This window comes from Streptomyces sp. NPDC048196, from assembly GCF_040652715.1.
Taxonomy (GTDB): domain Bacteria; phylum Actinomycetota; class Actinomycetes; order Streptomycetales; family Streptomycetaceae; genus Streptomyces; species Streptomyces siderophoricus.
Genome location: NZ_JBEZMM010000050.1, coordinates 42,079 through 55,985 on the forward strand (window position 1 = coordinate 42,079; position 13,907 = coordinate 55,985).

16 protein-coding genes are annotated in these 13,907 nt (G+C 70.3%); 6 read left to right on the forward strand and 10 right to left on the reverse strand.

The features are described 5' to 3' along the window. Positions 1-110 precede the first annotated feature (110 nt). Positions 111-572, reverse strand: a complete 462-nt coding sequence (locus AB0E02_RS32355; protein ID WP_362146021.1) for a TIGR03618 family F420-dependent PPOX class oxidoreductase — start codon at positions 570-572, stop codon at positions 111-113. A gap of 242 nt (positions 573-814) precedes the next feature. Further along, a complete protein-coding gene (locus AB0E02_RS32360; RefSeq protein WP_362146024.1) occupies positions 815-2,452 on the reverse strand; it encodes an MFS transporter in 1,638 nt (545 codons plus the stop codon). 208 nt (positions 2,453-2,660) lie between these two features. Here AB0E02_RS32360 and AB0E02_RS32365 point away from each other — a divergent pair, with 208 nt between their 5' ends. Both AB0E02_RS32365 and AB0E02_RS32370 read left to right on the forward strand, forming a co-directional pair. Further along, positions 2,661-3,155: a MarR family winged helix-turn-helix transcriptional regulator gene (locus AB0E02_RS32365; protein WP_362146028.1), complete on the forward strand. Its 495-nt coding sequence runs from the start codon at positions 2,661-2,663 to the stop codon at positions 3,153-3,155. A gap of 238 nt (positions 3,156-3,393) precedes the next feature. Continuing rightward, positions 3,394-3,900, forward strand: a complete 507-nt coding sequence (locus AB0E02_RS32370) for a hypothetical protein (protein ID WP_362146031.1) — start codon at positions 3,394-3,396, stop codon at positions 3,898-3,900. A gap of 159 nt (positions 3,901-4,059) precedes the next feature. Here AB0E02_RS32370 and AB0E02_RS32375 read toward each other — a convergent pair whose 3' ends face one another. The 4 genes from AB0E02_RS32375 to AB0E02_RS32390 all read right to left on the reverse strand — a co-directional run bounded on the left by AB0E02_RS32375 (position 4,060) and on the right by AB0E02_RS32390 (position 8,123). Then, entirely contained in the window at positions 4,060-5,418 is a 1,359-nt protein-coding gene (locus AB0E02_RS32375; protein WP_362146034.1) for a dicarboxylate/amino acid:cation symporter, read from the reverse strand. A 466-nt stretch (positions 5,419-5,884) separates the two neighbouring features. Then, positions 5,885-6,175, reverse strand: a complete 291-nt coding sequence (locus AB0E02_RS32380; RefSeq protein WP_362146037.1) for a DUF4229 domain-containing protein — start codon at positions 6,173-6,175, stop codon at positions 5,885-5,887. A 120-nt stretch (positions 6,176-6,295) separates the two neighbouring features. Next, positions 6,296-7,459 (reverse strand): aminofutalosine synthase MqnE, encoded by a 1,164-nt coding sequence (gene mqnE / locus AB0E02_RS32385; protein WP_030416167.1) that lies wholly within the window; start codon positions 7,457-7,459, stop codon positions 6,296-6,298. Between the two features lie 205 nt (positions 7,460-7,664). Next, the gene (locus AB0E02_RS32390; protein WP_030416168.1) at positions 7,665-8,123 is read right to left on the reverse strand and encodes an Lrp/AsnC family transcriptional regulator; all 459 of its coding nucleotides are present in this window, start codon (positions 8,121-8,123) and stop codon (positions 7,665-7,667) included. 119 nt (positions 8,124-8,242) lie between these two features. On the opposite strand from AB0E02_RS32390, the gene AB0E02_RS32395 reads away from it, so the two are divergent. Beyond that, the gene (locus AB0E02_RS32395; RefSeq protein WP_362146042.1) at positions 8,243-8,377 is read left to right on the forward strand and encodes a hypothetical protein; all 135 of its coding nucleotides are present in this window, start codon (positions 8,243-8,245) and stop codon (positions 8,375-8,377) included. On the opposite strand, the gene AB0E02_RS32400 is transcribed toward AB0E02_RS32395, so the two are convergent. After that, complete coding sequence (locus AB0E02_RS32400) at positions 8,374-9,150, reverse strand: UbiX family flavin prenyltransferase (protein WP_362146045.1); 777 nt, start codon at positions 9,148-9,150, stop codon at positions 8,374-8,376. The two genes, AB0E02_RS32395 and AB0E02_RS32400, sit on opposite strands and share 4 nt — an antisense overlap. 168 nt (positions 9,151-9,318) lie before the next feature. Between AB0E02_RS32400 and AB0E02_RS32405 the strand changes: the two genes are divergently transcribed. After that, positions 9,319-9,924 carry a rhomboid family intramembrane serine protease gene (locus tag AB0E02_RS32405; RefSeq protein ID WP_362146050.1) on the forward strand — a complete coding sequence of 202 codons (606 nt, stop codon included), beginning with the start codon at positions 9,319-9,321 and terminating at the stop codon, positions 9,922-9,924. Positions 9,925-9,948: 24 nt separating this feature from the next. Here the strand turns inward: AB0E02_RS32405 and AB0E02_RS32410 are convergent, their stop codons facing one another. Further along, positions 9,949-10,392, reverse strand: a complete 444-nt coding sequence (locus AB0E02_RS32410) for a MarR family transcriptional regulator (protein ID WP_362146053.1) — start codon at positions 10,390-10,392, stop codon at positions 9,949-9,951. A gap of 98 nt (positions 10,393-10,490) precedes the next feature. On the opposite strand from AB0E02_RS32410, the gene AB0E02_RS32415 reads away from it, so the two are divergent. Continuing rightward, positions 10,491-10,883 carry a nuclear transport factor 2 family protein gene (locus AB0E02_RS32415; RefSeq protein WP_362146056.1) on the forward strand — a complete coding sequence of 131 codons (393 nt, stop codon included), beginning with the start codon at positions 10,491-10,493 and terminating at the stop codon, positions 10,881-10,883. Between the two features lie 43 nt (positions 10,884-10,926). On the opposite strand, the gene mqnP is transcribed toward AB0E02_RS32415, so the two are convergent. Next, on the reverse strand, positions 10,927-11,829 hold the full coding sequence (mqnP, locus tag AB0E02_RS32420; RefSeq protein ID WP_362146059.1) for a menaquinone biosynthesis prenyltransferase MqnP: 903 nt from the start codon (positions 11,827-11,829) through the stop codon (positions 10,927-10,929). Next, on the reverse strand, positions 11,829-13,286 hold the full coding sequence (locus AB0E02_RS32425) for a menaquinone biosynthesis decarboxylase (protein WP_362146062.1): 1,458 nt from the start codon (positions 13,284-13,286) through the stop codon (positions 11,829-11,831). The genes mqnP and AB0E02_RS32425 overlap by 1 nt, the downstream gene beginning before the upstream one ends. Positions 13,287-13,373: 87 nt before the next feature. On the opposite strand from AB0E02_RS32425, the gene AB0E02_RS32430 reads away from it, so the two are divergent. Continuing rightward, entirely contained in the window at positions 13,374-13,817 is a 444-nt protein-coding gene (locus AB0E02_RS32430; protein ID WP_362146065.1) for a PLD nuclease N-terminal domain-containing protein, read from the forward strand. Positions 13,818-13,907 lie beyond the last annotated feature (90 nt).

The window sequence follows — 13,907 nt, forward strand, 5'->3', positions numbered from 1 at the left end:
GCCTGGCGGGGGCCTGCGGGGGCGCGTTCGCCCCCCCGCGGGAGAGCCCCCGTCCCTGGGAGCCTTCAGACTTCCGTCACGCGGAACCTTCGGTCACGCCGAGCCTTCGGTCACGCGGAACCTTCGTTGACGTCCAGTGCCGTGCCGTAGAGGCGGGAGACCTTGAGGCGGAGGACGACGCGCCGTTCGGCTACGGCCTCCGCCAGGAAGGCGTCCTCGTCCAGCGGGGCCCCGCCCGCGGCGGCCGTGGCGAGCAGTTCGCGGCCGACCGCGTCGCCGGGGACGGTGGTGGGCGACGAGACCTCGACCTCGCCCTCGGCGACCGCGTAGGCCCACACATCGCGGCTGACGTGCAGGGCGGCGTGCGGGTCGGCGCGCAGGTGGCGGGGCTTGAGGCGGCCTTGGGTGCTGGAGATCCGCACGATCCGCTCCGCCGGGTCCCAGCGGTACAGGACGGTGGCGAGGTGCGGGTGGCCGGTCTTGCGGACGCTGGCGAGCACGCCGAACTGCTGCTCCTGAAGGATGCCGTCGAGTTCGGTCTCGGTGAGGACGCGGGGGGCGGGGCCGGGCATGAGGGGTTCCCTTTCGGTGGGTGGGGGCTCGGGTTGGGGGTGCGGGTGCGAGAGGGGGCTCGGGTGCGAGAGGGGGCTCGGGTGCGAGAGGGGGCTCGGGTGCGAGAGGGGGCTCGCGTGCGAGAGGGGGCTCGCGTGCGAGTGGGGGCTCGCGTGCGAGTGGGGGCTCGCGTGCGAGTGGGGGCTCGCGTGCGAGTGGGGGCTCGCGTGCGAGTGGGGGCTCGCGTGCGGGGCAGGTCGGGTCAGGCGGACGGCACCGCGGACACGTCCGGCACCTCGGGAACGTCCGTCACTGTGGTCCCGTGCGGCACCGTGGACACGTCCGGGACCTCGGGAACGTCCGTCACCGTGGTCCCGTGCGGCACCGTGGACACGTCCGGCACCTCGGGAAGGTCCGTCACCTTGGGAACGTCCGCCACCGTGGCCCCGTGCGGCACCGCGGCCACCTCCGGCACCCGGGGCCGCCGCAGCAGGACCGTGGCGGCCAGCAGGGCCAGGGCGAGCAGTCCCGCACCGGTGGCGAAGGCCACGTGGTAGCCGGCGGTGAGGGCTTCGGGGCGGGGGCTGCCCTGCCCGGTGAGGGTGTCCGTGCGGCCGGCCGCCAGCGTGGACAACGCCGCGACGCCCAGCGCCGAGCCTAGCTGCTGGGTGGTGTTGAACAGGCCCGAGGCCAGGCCGGCGTCCTGGCTGTCGACGCCGGACATGCCGAGTGCGGTGAGCGCCGGCAGAGCCAGGCCGAAGCCGGCCACGAGCAGCATCACCGGCAGCAGATCGGTGACGTAGGCGGCGTGCACGGGCAGCCGGGTGAGCAGGGCGAGGGCGCCGATCAGCGGGACGAGGGCGGTACGCAGTACTGCGCGCTCCCCGTAGCGGGCGATCAGCCGGGCCGAGACGCCCAGCGAGGTGGCGCCGATGGCCAGGGCGGCGGGGAGCATCGCCAGTCCGGTGCGGGCGGCGTCGTAGCGGAGTACGCCCTGCAGGTAGAGCGCCACCAGCACCTGGAAGGCGAACAGGGCGGCGATCATGAGCATTTGGACGAGGTTGGCGGTGACCACGGCGCGCGAGCGCAGCATGCGCAGCGGCAACAGCGGGGTGCGGGCCCGGGCCTGGCGCAGGAAGAAGGCGACGACCAGCGCCGTACCGACGGACGCCGGAACCAGCGCGCGCGGTGAAGTCCAGCCGTACGTCGCGGTGTTGACGATGCCGTAGAGCGCCGCCATGAGACCTGCGGTGATCAGGAGCGCGCCCCAGGCGTCGGCCCCGGCCCGCAGGCCGAGCCCCCGAGCGGCGGGCAGTGCGGGGCGGGCCAGGGCGAGGACGGCGGCGCCGATGGGCAGGTTGATCAGGAAGATCCCGTGCCAGTCCAGGGCGTCGGTCAGCAGGCCGCCGAGCACCTGGCCGATCGAGGCGCCGGCGGCACCGGTGAAGCTGAACACCGCGAGGGCGCGGGCCCGTTCGCGCCCTTCGGGGTAGAGGGCGGCGAGGATGCCGAGGCCGACGGCCGCCGTCATGGCGCTGCCGACGCCCTGCAGGAAGCGGGCGGCGAGCAGTACGGCGGGCCCGGAGGCGAGGCCCGCCAGAAGCGAGGAGGCGGTGAAGACGGCGGTGCCGGCGACGAACATCCGCTTGCGCCCCAGGAGGTCGCCGAGCCGCCCGGCGAGGAGCAGCAGGCTGCCGAACGCGACGAGGTAGGCGTTGACGACCCAGCTCAGGCCCTCGGGGCTGAACCCGAGGTCACGCTGGATGGCCGGCATGGCCACGGTGACGATCGAACCGTCCAGCACGATCATCAGCGTGCTGGCGGCGATGACACCGAGGGCGAGACCACGGCGCGGTGAACTCGGGGGCCCAGGCGGGGACTTGGGCAGAGAACGGGACACGGGTGCGGAGCGGGACGTGGGCACGGAACGGGACACGGCAACGGAACGGGACGTGGGCACGGTGGCCCTCCTGTCGCAGTACGTACGGAAAGTGCGCCGGACGGCGTGAGCGGACGGGTGCCGGCCGGCGACGAAGACAGAAGGACCGTAGCAGATAGTTCCGTTGCAGACTATATTTCTCGGACCGATCGTGGCTTACGCTGGAGCCATGACCGCCATGTCGCCGCCCCCGACCCGCACCCAGCCGGACCTCTCCTACCTGCTGGACCACACCGGACATGTGCTGCGCACCCAGATGTCGGCGGCGCTCGCCGAGATCGGGCTCACCGCGCGCATGCACTGCGTCCTGGTGCACGCGCTGGAGGAGGAACGCACCCAGATCCAGCTCGCCGAGATCGGCGACATGGACAAGACGACGATGGTGGTGACCGTCGACGCCCTGGAGAAGGCCGGGCTCGCCGAGCGCCGCCCCTCCAGCACCGACCGGCGGGCCCGGATCATCGCCGTCACGGAGGAGGGCGCACGCACCGCCGAGCGCAGCCAGCGGATCGTGGACGCGGTGCACGAACGGGCCCTCGCGGCATTGCCGGACGAGGACCGGGAGACGTTCCTCCGCCTCCTGACCCACCTGGCCACCGGCCCTCTGGGCACCCCCGCCCCCGGCCCGGGCCCCGCCGCCCGCCGGGTCCGCCAGCGCAGCTAGTCGTCTTACGACTTCCTGCGAGGGCGGGCACGGACTCCCCCGTTCGGCCCGGCAGCGATGGTGGGTTTCCTGCGGGACGCCCAGAGTGAGGTCGGAGGGACCCATGGGCGGCGTGGGGCCTTGGTTCCCATGAGCGGCGTGGGGCCTTGGTGGTCCTGGTGATGCCGGTGGTCCTGGTGGCCCTGCTGATCCTGCTGACCGTGCGTCAGGGTGATGGCCGTAGAGAGGATCACGGAGGATGATCGTGGCGGTCAACGAGACGGTCAACGAGGCGGTCAGCGAGGCGGATCTGCTCAACGCCGGTGATGCCCGGCTGCTGGAGCTCTTCCGCGAAAGCCCGCCCGGTGACATTCCCACGGGGCCACTGGAGGGCACGGGCATCGTCCGGTGGGGAGGCAGCGAGGTGGCCCGGCCGCTCGCCCGGCTGGTGCGCCTGGCCGTGTGGCGGGGCAAGGTCTTCGAGCCGGGCTATGTGAGCAATCGGCTGACCACTTTCGACATCCTCGCCATCGTCGCCCAGGTCTACCGGGGTCCGAGCCGGCTGGACGACCGGGAGTGCATCGTCGTCGACTACTCGAAGATCTCCCTGGCGGCCCGCGGCATTCGCGACGAAATCCGCGAAGTCGGCCCGGGGCTGTATCTGGGCGTGGTGTGGCTGTTCGGCCACCGGGTCGGCTGGTTCTCCCTGCGCGTGCCGGAAATCGGCGAACCCCAACCGGCCGGCACCGGAAAGAGAGCGGGATAGCCCAGCCGGACAGCCCACCGGCCAGTTTCGTGACCGGTTCGTTCCATGGCCGGTTCGTTCTGCGACCGGTTCGTTCCGTGACCGGCAGGAACGCCTGCGCCCCGACCTCAAGGAGATCGGGGCGCAGTCGGAGGACACGCTCAGGTCGCGCAGGTCAAGCTATGCCGCAGCCGGCACGGAGAGCTGCTCCTCCGCGCCCTCGGCAGTGGCCGAGCCCAGGCTGATGCTCTTCGCGCTGTTGTACGCCTCGCGGTCCAGGATCTTTTCCTTGGCGGAGACCAGGATCGGGATGACCGACTGGCCGGCCACGTTGGTGGCCGTCCGCATCATGTCCAGGATCGGGTCGATGGCCATCAGCAGGCCGACGCCCTCCAGGGGCAGGCCCAGGGTGGAGAGGGTCAGGGTCAGCATGACCGTCGCGCCGGTGAGGCCGGCGGTGGCGGCGGAGCCGATGACGGAGACGAAGGCGATCAGGATGTAGTCGCCGACGGCGAGGTGGACGTCGAAGATCTGGGCGATGAAGATCGCGGCGATCGCCGGGTAGATCGAGGCGCAGCCGTCCATCTTGGTCGTCGAGCCGAACGGCACCGCGAAGGAGGCGTACTCGCGCGGCACGCCGAGGCGCTCGGTGACCTGCTGGGTGACCGGCATGGTGCCGACCGAGGAGCGGGAGACGAAGGCCAGCTGGATGGCGGGCCAGGCGCCGCGGAAGAACTGCAGCGGGTTGGCCTTGGCGACGGTCGCCAGCAGCAGCGGGTAGACGCCGAAGAGGACGATCGCGCAGCCGACGTAGATGTCGACGGTGAAGGTCGCGTACTTGCCGATCAGGTTCCAGCCGTACGTCGCGATGGCGTTGCCGATGAGGCCGACGGTGCCGATCGGGGCGAGGCGGATGACCCACCACAGGGCCTTCTGCAGCAGTTCGAGGACCGAGCGGCTGAGCCGCAGGACCGGCTCGGCCTTCTCGCCGAGCTGGAGCGCGGCGATACCGGCGACGGCCGCCATGAAGACGATCTGCAGGACGTTCAGCTCGGTGAACGGGGTGATGACGTCCGTCGGGACGATGCCGGTCAGGAAGTCGATCCAGGAGCCGGCGTGCTCGGGGAGCTTGCCGTCCTCGGGGGTGAGGCCGGTGCCCGCGCCGGGGTGGGTGAGCAGGCCGATGGCCAGGCCGATCGCCACCGCGATCAGCGACGTGGCCATGAACCACAGCAGGGTGCGGGTGGCGAGTCGCGCGGCGTTGTTGACCTGCCGCAGGTTGGTGATCGACACCAGGATCGCGAAGAACACCAGCGGGGCGACGGCCAGCTTCAGCAGCTGGACGAAGAGGTCGCCGATGTGCTGGAGCGTCGAGGTGAGCCAGCCGAGGTCATTGCTCTTGGCCACCCAGCCGAGCAGCACACCCAGGGCGAGGCCCGCCAGGATCTGGGCCCAGAACGGGACCTTGGGTATGCGGGAGGACTTCGGCGTCTTCGTGGACGGCGCGGATGGCGCAGACGGCGCGGACGACGTGGACAACGGACACACTCCGGGGACAGATAAGGCGTTGGGAAAGGCGTGAAAAAGCGCCAGGAGGTCCCTACGGAAGAGGCAGGATCTCCGGCCGCTGCATGAGGTCGGTCAGCGGCGACGACAGGCCGCGGACATACAGCGGCAAAGATCGACGTGCAGGCGCACCACGAGCGGAACGCTCATGGGGGACGAGGGCGCGGCTGCTGTCTTCATGGCAAGTACGTTAACACTCGAACTTTGAGGAACCCAAAGAAAATCTTTGAGTTCCATGGAGGTTCCCCGGGGTGCCGGCGACCGAACGGGCGTCAACAACGCGGCAGGCGCCGGTCCGTGGAGGGGAGCTCCAGGGACCGGCGCCTGCCGGACGGGATGAGGGGGCGTGAGGTGTCTCACTGCCGCGGGGTGTCCTACGACCGCGCGCGGGGTGCCTTACGGCCGCGGGCGCCGCTGCGGTGGGCGCCGGGCGGCGGGGTCAGACGAGGTCGTCCTCCTGGCCCGCGTGGGCCGCGATGCGCTCGCGCTGGCGGTCGACCTTGGCGACGATCTGCTCGGACATCGCGTCCCGCTGCTTGCGCAGCAGCACGAAGCTGAGCGGCGCGGAGATCACGATGGCGAGCAGCAGCATCCAGACGGTGTTCGACGCGCCCACCGCGAGCGGGATGATCCGGAAGTAGGCCAGCGCCCACACCACCGCGAAGCAGGCGACGAACAGGCCGAGGCGAAGGGCGGTGTAGCGGAGCGTGGCGAACTTGTGGCTACTCACGGACGGGACCTTCTTCTCAACGGCAACCGAAAGGGTCGCCTCCAGTCAAGCACAACGGCAGGGGCGATCTTCCGGGCCCCTGCCGCCTGCCATCGGGCGCCTGCCCTGCGCCTCTGGTCCTCAGACGCGCATCGGCTGGGGCGCCTCACGGCGGTCCGGGTCCGGGCCCGGGTACTCGCGGATCGCCTCGTAGCGGGTGTTGCGCTCGACGGGACGGAAGCCGGCGTCGCGGATCAGCTCCAGCAGGTCCTCGCGGGTCAGCTTGTTCGGCGTGCCGTAGTTGTCCGCGTCGTGCGTGATCTTGTACTCGACGACCGAGCCGTCCATGTCGTCCGCACCGTGCTGCAGCGCGAGCTGGGTGGTCTGCAGACCGTGCATCACCCAGAAGCACTTGACGTGCGGGACGTTGTCGAAGAGGAGGCGGGAGACCGCGAAGACCTTCAGCGCCTCGGCACCGGTGGCCATGGTCGTGCGCGCCTGGAGGCGGTTGCGGACCTTGCCGTCCTGCATGTCGACGAAGTCGTGCTGGTAGCGCAGCGGGATGAAGACCTGGAAACCGCCGGTCTCGTCCTGGAGTTCACGCAGCCGCAGCACGTGGTCGACGCGGTGCCGGGGCTCCTCGATGTGCCCGTAGAGCATCGTCGAGGGGGTCTTGAGGCCCTTCTCGTGCGCCAGGCGATGGATCCGCGACCAGTCCTCCCAGTGGGTGCGGTGGTCGACGATGTGCTGCCGGACCTCCCAGTCGAAGATCTCGGCGCCGCCGCCGGTGAGCGACTCCAGCCCCGCGTCGATCAGCTCGTCGAGGATCTCCGAGGCGGACAGGCCCGAGATGGTCTCGAAGTGGTGGATCTCGGTCGCCGTGAACGCCTTGAGGGAGACGTTCGGCAGCGCCTTCTTCAACTCGCGCAGCGAGCGCGGGTAGTAGCGCCACGGCAGGGTCGGGTGCAGGCCGTTGACGATGTGCAGCTCGGTGAGGTTCTCGTTCTCCATCGCCTTGGCGAGGCGGACGGCCTCCTCGATGCGCATCGTGTACGCGTCCTTCTCGCCCGGCTTGCGCTGGAAGGAGCAGTACGCGCAGGAGGCGGTGCACACGTTCGTCATGTTGAGGTGACGGTTGACGTTGAAGTGGACGACGTCACCGTTCTTGCGGGTGCGCACCTCGTGGGCGAGACCGCCCAGCCAGGCCAGGTCGTCGCACTCGTAGAGGGCGATACCGTCCTCGCGGGTCAGCCGCTCCCCGGCGTGGACCTTCGCCTCCAGCTCACGCTTGAGGCCCACATCCATCGACGCAGCCATCCGGTCGCCTCCCAGTCTCTGCCGTATCTGTGCCGACCCGCGGCACGGTCTCGGTGCCGGAAACGGGCTTCGTCGAGCGTACTCCCCCGTAATCGGCGCGGACGGGGCGCCCTTGGCGAGTCCGGGGCCGGGGCGGCCCCGTCCTGCCCGGCCCCGTCCTGCCCGGCGCCGTCCTCCTGCTCGGCCCCGGGCTCTACTCGGCCTCTTCGGGCAGTTCCCCGACGCGGTTCTCCCACTTGGTGGACAGCACGATCGTGGTGCGCGTACGGGAGACGCCCTTGGTGCCGGACAGCCGCCGGATGGTGCGCTCCAGCCCGTCGACGTCGCCGACCCGCACCTTGAGCATGTAGGAGTCGTCGCCCGCGATGAACCAGCAGTCCTCGATCTCTTCGAGGTCGCGCAGCCGGCGGGCGACGTCCTCGTGGTCGGCCGCGTCCGACAGCGAGATGCCGACCAGGGCGGTGACGCCGAGGCCGAGCGAGGCGGCGTTGACCGTCGCGCGGTAACCGGTGATCACTCCGGCCGCTTCGAGGCGATTGATCCGGTCGGTGACGCTGGGCCCGGAGAGGCCGACGAGCCGGCCGAGCTCCGCGTACGAGGCCCGGCCGTTCTCGCGCAGTGCCTGGATGAGCTGCCTATCCACCGCGTCCATGCCCTCAAGCCTTCCAATCTTTACGCATTTTCGAGTTCTGCATGTAGAATCTAAGGCACACAGGGCCTAGTCCCTGCGATTTTCAAGCGATCAGAGACGATCTCACAGGAGTTGTCACCGTGTACTCGATCGAGATGGCCTACGCCCGCATGCGCGAGCTGCAGGACCAGGCCAATCGTTCACGTGCCCACAAGCCCACCGAGCCGCGGGCCCGGCGCCGCTTCGGGCGCGCCGCCGCGGCGAAGAAGCGCTAAGGAGCGTCCGGGGCCTCCTCCTCTTCCTTGGAGCCACCCCGAAGCTCCCCCTCCCAACGCCGGTACAACCCGTGCGGCACCTCCGCCGCATCGAGCACCCGGCCCGCGACGAAATCCACCAGATCCTGGATGTGCGTCGCCCCCGCGTAGAACGCCGGCGAGGCGGGCAGCACGATCGCGCCCGCCTCGTCCAGCGTCACCAGATGCTTCAGCGTCGGGCCGTTCAGCGGAGTCTCCCGGACCGCGACCACCAGCCGACGCCGCTCCTTGAGCGTCACGCTCGCCACCCGCTGCAGCAGGTCCTTCGACAGCCCCAGCGCCACCCCGGCCACGCACGCCGTGCTGGCGGGGACGATCAGCATCCCCTTCACCGGGTACGAACCCGACGACGGCCCGGCCGCCAGATCTCCGGCCGCCCAGTAGCGCACCCGCGCCAGCTCCGCGTCGGTCACCGGAAACGTCCCCGGCTTCCCGTCCGCCCCGCGCGCCAGCCATTCCCGCAGGTCGGCACGCCAATGCGCGTCCCGGAAGGCGATCCCGGTCTCATCCAGCAACGTCAATCGCGACGCCCGGCTCACGACCAGATCCACCGCCTCACCGGCAGCGAGCAGCCCCCGCAACACGGACGCCGCATACGGCGTTCCGGACGCCCCGGAAACCCCGACGACCCAGGGCCGACGGCGCTCGGCGGCCGGCGGGCCGGTGTCCTGGTGAGCGTCCTGGGGGACGTGGCGACTCGTGTCGTGACTGGTGTTGTTGTGCGGCGGCTCCACGCATCGAGCCTATCCGGCGGAACCAGGAACCCGGTCATGGCCGTTCTTAGCCGTGAGGTGGGGCCCGAGCGGGCGCAGAACGGGCAACCGCGACGGCTGCCGGACGACTGACGGACGGGCAGGATGACGGGGAGGCGGGCAGGAATGACGGGGACGGGACGGACTGCGATGCGACAGGACCGGGCGAAGCTGACCACGTGCCTGGTGCTGATGCTGGGCTGGGTCGCGCTGCTCTGGCTGCTGGAAGGCGTCGACGTCGTCACCGGCGGCGCCCTGGACACCTTCGGCATAGAGCCGCGCGAGCCCTCCGAGCTCGTGGACGTCGTACCGGCCGCCTTCCTGCACTTCGGCTTCGGCCACCTGGCCGCCAACACCCTGCCGTTGCTGCTGCTCGGCCTCCTCGCCGCCCTGCGCAGCGGCATCCGCCGCTTCCTGGCCGTCGTACTCCTGATCACCCTGGTCAGCGGCCTGGGCGTGTGGCTCACCGCCGCCACCGGGAGCAACACCGCGGGCGCCTCCGGCGTGATCTTCGGCCTCTTCGGCTACCTCCTGGTGCGCGGCTTCATCGAGCGCTCCGCCCTCGACATCGTCATCGGCCTCGCCGTCGGCGCGGTCTACGGCTCGATCCTCTGGGGCGCCCTGCCCATGACCGCCGGCCAGGTCAGCTGGCAGGCCCACCTCTTCGGCCTCCTGGGCGGCATCACCGCGGCCTTCACCCTCCGCACCCGCCCCCACCCCGCCCTCCCGGGTCCCTCGCTCCCCACGAACATCTAGGGCGCGCCTTTCGGATCGCTCGCGTCAGGCGAACGGGCCGTCGAGCGCGAAGCGGCGCAGGTGGCGGGCGAAGTCCTGGGCCTCGCCCGGTGGCCACGAGGAAAGGCTCGCCATGATGTGGGCGGCCAGCCGTGCGCGCAGCTCGGCCACGGTGCGGGTGCCCTGCTCGGTGAGGACGAGGAGATGTGCGCGCCCGTCGGCGGGGTCCGGTTCGCGCCGGATGAGGCCGGCGTCCTCCAGCCGGGTGGCCCGGCGGGTGACGCCGGAGCGGTCGAGCCCCACGTCGGGCGCCAGGTCGGCCGCGCTGCAGGGGCCGGTCCGGGCGAGCGTGCTGAGCACGGGGTAGGTCAGTTCGTCCACCGCCTCACCCATGCCTTCGGTCAGCTTTCCGTGCAGCTGCGTGCGGGTGGTGCGCCGCAGCAGGATGCCCAGCGCGTCGGCGATCTCGTGTCCTACTTCCTTCTCCACCCCTCAACAATAGCGTGCGCGGCGCACGCATTTGGTGCTACGGTCAAGCAGAAGCGTGCGCGACGCACGCATCTTGGTTCCTCTCGGAAGGAAGTTCCATGACCCGCACCGGCATCGAGGCCGCCCTGACCGACCTGCTCCTCAACGGCGACCTGACCCTGCAGGAGGCAGCCGACCGCCACTTCGCCCCGGAGTACCGTCAGCGCACCGACGGACAGTGGGTGGACCGCACCGAATTCCTGGAGCACATCGCCCACCTGCGCACCCTCGTCGCCGACGGCCACGTCGAGGTCCACGAGGAGCTCTACGACGGCAGCAAGTACGCCGACCGGCACACCGCCCACCTCACGAAGAAGGACGGCACCAGCGTGCGGATGGAGGTGTACGTGTTCGCCGACCTGGCAGCGGACGGCCGCTTCAGCCGCATCGAGGAGACCACCCTGCTGCTCCAGGGCTCCAGCGCCGACCGCACCATGGGCAGCGCCCGCTGAGTGCACAAGCCGGGGCCGCTTCAAGCCGCCCCGGCCCCGCCCCTCAGACCGACAGCCCCCGCACCACCAGGTCCAGCAGCGCGCACACGAACAGTGCGATGCCGATGAAGCCGTTGACCTGGAAGAAGGCCCGGTTCAGGCGGGTGAGGTCGTGCGGGCGGACGAGGGTGTGCTCGTAGAGGAAGGCCGCCGCCACGATCAGCAGGCCGAACCAGAAGAACGGGCCGGCGCCGGTGGCCAGTGCGTACCAGACGAAGAGCGCCGTGGTGACGAGGTGGCAGCCGCGGGCGCCCCGGATCGCGGCGGGGATGCCGAAGCGGGCCGGGACGGACCGGACGCCGATCTCGCGGTCGGTGTCGACGTCCTGGCAGGCGTAGATCAGGTCGAAGCCACCGATCCAGATGCCGACCGCGAGGCCGAGGATCACGGCGTCCCAGGACCAGGTGCCGGTGATGGCGATCCAGGCGCCGATCGGGCCCATGGCCTGGGCGAGGCCGAGGATGGCCTGGGGGAAGTGGGTGAAGCGCTTGCCGTACGGATAGACCACCATCGGCACGACGGCGACCGGGGCGAGCGCCAGGCAGAGGGGGTTGAGCAGGGCGGCCGCGCCGAGGAAGACGACGAGGGCGATCAGGGCGCCGGTCCAGGCGGACTTCACCGAGACCGCGCCGGTGACCAGTTCGCGGTGGGCGGTGCGGGGGTTACGGGCGTCGATCTCGCGGTCGATGATCCGGTTGGCGGCCATCGCGAAGGTCCGCAGGCCGACCATGCAGACGGTGACGAGGAGCAGCAGGAGCCAGTCGATGCGCTTGTCGCGCTGGTACATCGCGGTCAGGGACGCGATGTAGGCGAAGGGCAGCGCGAAGACCGAGTGCTCGATCATGACGAGGCGCAGGAAGGCCTTGGTGCGGCCGGGCTGCGGGAGGGCGGCGGAGGCGCTGGTCATCAGAGGCCGTACTCCTTCCAGCGGCGGTCGACGAGGGCCGCCGTGCGGGGGTCGGACTCGACCATGTCGGGCCAGCCGCCGTCGCGGGTGTAGCCCTCCTCGGGCCACTTCTTCGTCGCGTCGATGCCTGCCTTACCGCCCCAGAACTGCTGGTAGGAGGCGTGGTCGAGGTGGTCGACGGGGCCTTCGACGACGGTCAGGTCGCGGGCGTAGTCGGTGTTGCCGAGGGCGCGCCAGGAGACCTCGTGGAGGTCGTGGACGTCGCAGTCGGCGTCGACGACGACGATGAGTTTGGTGAGGGACATCATGTGGGCGCCCCAGATCGCGTGCATCACCTTTTGTGCGTGCTTGGGGTACTTCTTGTCGATCGAGACGATCGCGCAGTTGTGGAAGCCGCCGGACTCGGGGAGGTGGTAGTCCACGATGTCCGGGACGATGATCTTGAGCAGGGGGAGGAAGAAGCGTTCCGTCGCGCGGCCGAGGGGGCCGTCCTCCGTCGGCGGGCGGCCCACCACGATCGACTGGAGGAGCGGGCGCTTCCGCATCGTCACGCAGTCGATCTTCAGGGCGGGGAACGGCTCCTGCGGCGTGTAGAAGCCGGTGTGGTCGCCGAACGGGCCCTCCGGAAGCATCTCGCCGGGCTCCAGCCAGCCCTCGATGACGACCTCGGCGTGCGCCGGGACCTGCAGCGGGACGGTCTTGCAGTCGACCATCTCGATCCGCTTGCCCTGGAGGAAGCCGGCGAAGAGGTACTCGTCGATGTCGCCGGGGAGCGGGGCGGTGGAGGCGTAGGTGACGGCCGGCGGGCAGCCGAAGGCGATGGCGACCGGCAGCTTCTCGCCGCGCTTGGCGGCCACCTGGTAGTGGTTGCGGCTGTCCTTGTGGATCTGCCAGTGCATCCCGATGGTGCGCTTGTCATGGCGCTGGAGGCGGTAGAGGCCGAGGTTGCGGACGCCGGTTTCGGGGTGCTTGGTGTGGGTGAGGCCGAGGTTGAAGAACGAGCCGCCGTCCTTGGGCCAGGTGAAGAGGGCGGGCAGCTGGTCCAGGTCGACGTCGTCGCCGGTGAGCACGACCTCCTGGACCGGGGCGCTCTCGCCCTTGACCTTCTTGGGCGGGACGTGCGTCATGCCGGCGAGCTTGCCGAACGCCTCGCGGATCCCCACGAACCCGTGCGGCAGTTCGGGCTTGAGCAGGCCGCCGATCTTGGCGCTGATGTCCTCGTACGCCTTGAGGCCGAGGGCCTTGAGGAGACGGCGGTCGGTGCCGTAGACGTTCATGGCGAGGGGCATCGCCGAGCCCTTGACGTTCTCGAAGAGCAGCGCGGGACCGCCGGCCTTCTGCACCCGGTCCACGATCTCGCCGACTTCGAGATACGGGTCGACCTCGGCCTTGATGCGCTTGAGGTCGCCTTCCCGCTCAAGAGCGCGCAGGAACGAGCGGAGATCGTCATAAGCCATGCGTTCCAGTATCGGGCACGCACTACCCTGAGCGGGTCACCGGGCCCTGCCGAGGGCCCGCCGTCGTCCGCAGGGGGCTCGTCCGCAATGCTCAGGTATCTGCCGTACCTTCTGGTGCTGGCACTGTGGATCTACGCGTTCATCGACTGCCTCAACACCCCCGAATCGCAGGTGCGCGGACTGCCGAAGGTGGTCTGGGTGATCGTCATCCTGCTCTTCGGCGAGGTGCTGATCGGCCCGATCGCGTGGCTGGTCGCCGGCAAGCAGCGGTATGCGGTGGCGGGCGGGGGCGGCAGTACGCCCTCGGAGTGGCACCGCAACCACAGCACGGCGAAGTGGGTGGCGCCGGACGACAATCCGGAGTTCCTGCGTTCCCTCAAGGAGGAGAACAAGAAGGACGAGGCGCTGCTGAAGGACTGGGAGGCGGATCTGCGGCGCCGCGAGGAGGAGCTGCGGCGCAGGAGCGGCGAGGCGTCGGAGGGCAACAACGGCACCGACGGGGACACGCAGCCGCCGGCGAAGGACCGCTAGGAGATGTCTTCAAATGTCACGCCCACATCAGGAGCGAGGCGAGGGTGACGGCGGCCTGGTAGGACTCGGTGGTCTTGTCGTAGCGAGTGG

Bases quoted from the DNA above. Each gene is read 5' to 3' on its own strand.
- AB0E02_RS32415 (WP_362146056.1), top strand. From the start codon at position 10,491: ATGACCCGCACCGGCATCGAGGCCGCCCTGACCGACCTGCTCCTCAAC.
- AB0E02_RS32370 (WP_362146031.1), top strand. From the start codon at position 3,394: ATGATCGTGGCGGTCAACGAGACGGTCAACGAGGCGGTCAGCGAGGCG.
- AB0E02_RS32365 (WP_362146028.1), top strand. From the start codon at position 2,661: ATGACCGCCATGTCGCCGCCCCCGACCCGCACCCAGCCGGACCTCTCC.
- AB0E02_RS32355 (WP_362146021.1), bottom strand. From the start codon at position 572: ATGCCCGGCCCCGCCCCCCGCGTCCTCACCGAGACCGAACTCGACGGC.
- mqnE (WP_030416167.1), bottom strand. From the start codon at position 7,459: ATGGATGTGGGCCTCAAGCGTGAGCTGGAGGCGAAGGTCCACGCCGGG.
- AB0E02_RS32425 (WP_362146062.1), bottom strand. From the start codon at position 13,286: ATGGCTTATGACGATCTCCGCTCGTTCCTGCGCGCTCTTGAGCGGGAA.
- AB0E02_RS32430 (WP_362146065.1), top strand. From the start codon at position 13,374: ATGCTCAGGTATCTGCCGTACCTTCTGGTGCTGGCACTGTGGATCTAC.
- AB0E02_RS32405 (WP_362146050.1), top strand. From the start codon at position 9,319: ATGCGACAGGACCGGGCGAAGCTGACCACGTGCCTGGTGCTGATGCTG.
- AB0E02_RS32390 (WP_030416168.1), bottom strand. From the start codon at position 8,123: ATGGACGCGGTGGATAGGCAGCTCATCCAGGCACTGCGCGAGAACGGC.
- mqnP (WP_362146059.1), bottom strand. From the start codon at position 11,829: ATGACCAGCGCCTCCGCCGCCCTCCCGCAGCCCGGCCGCACCAAGGCC.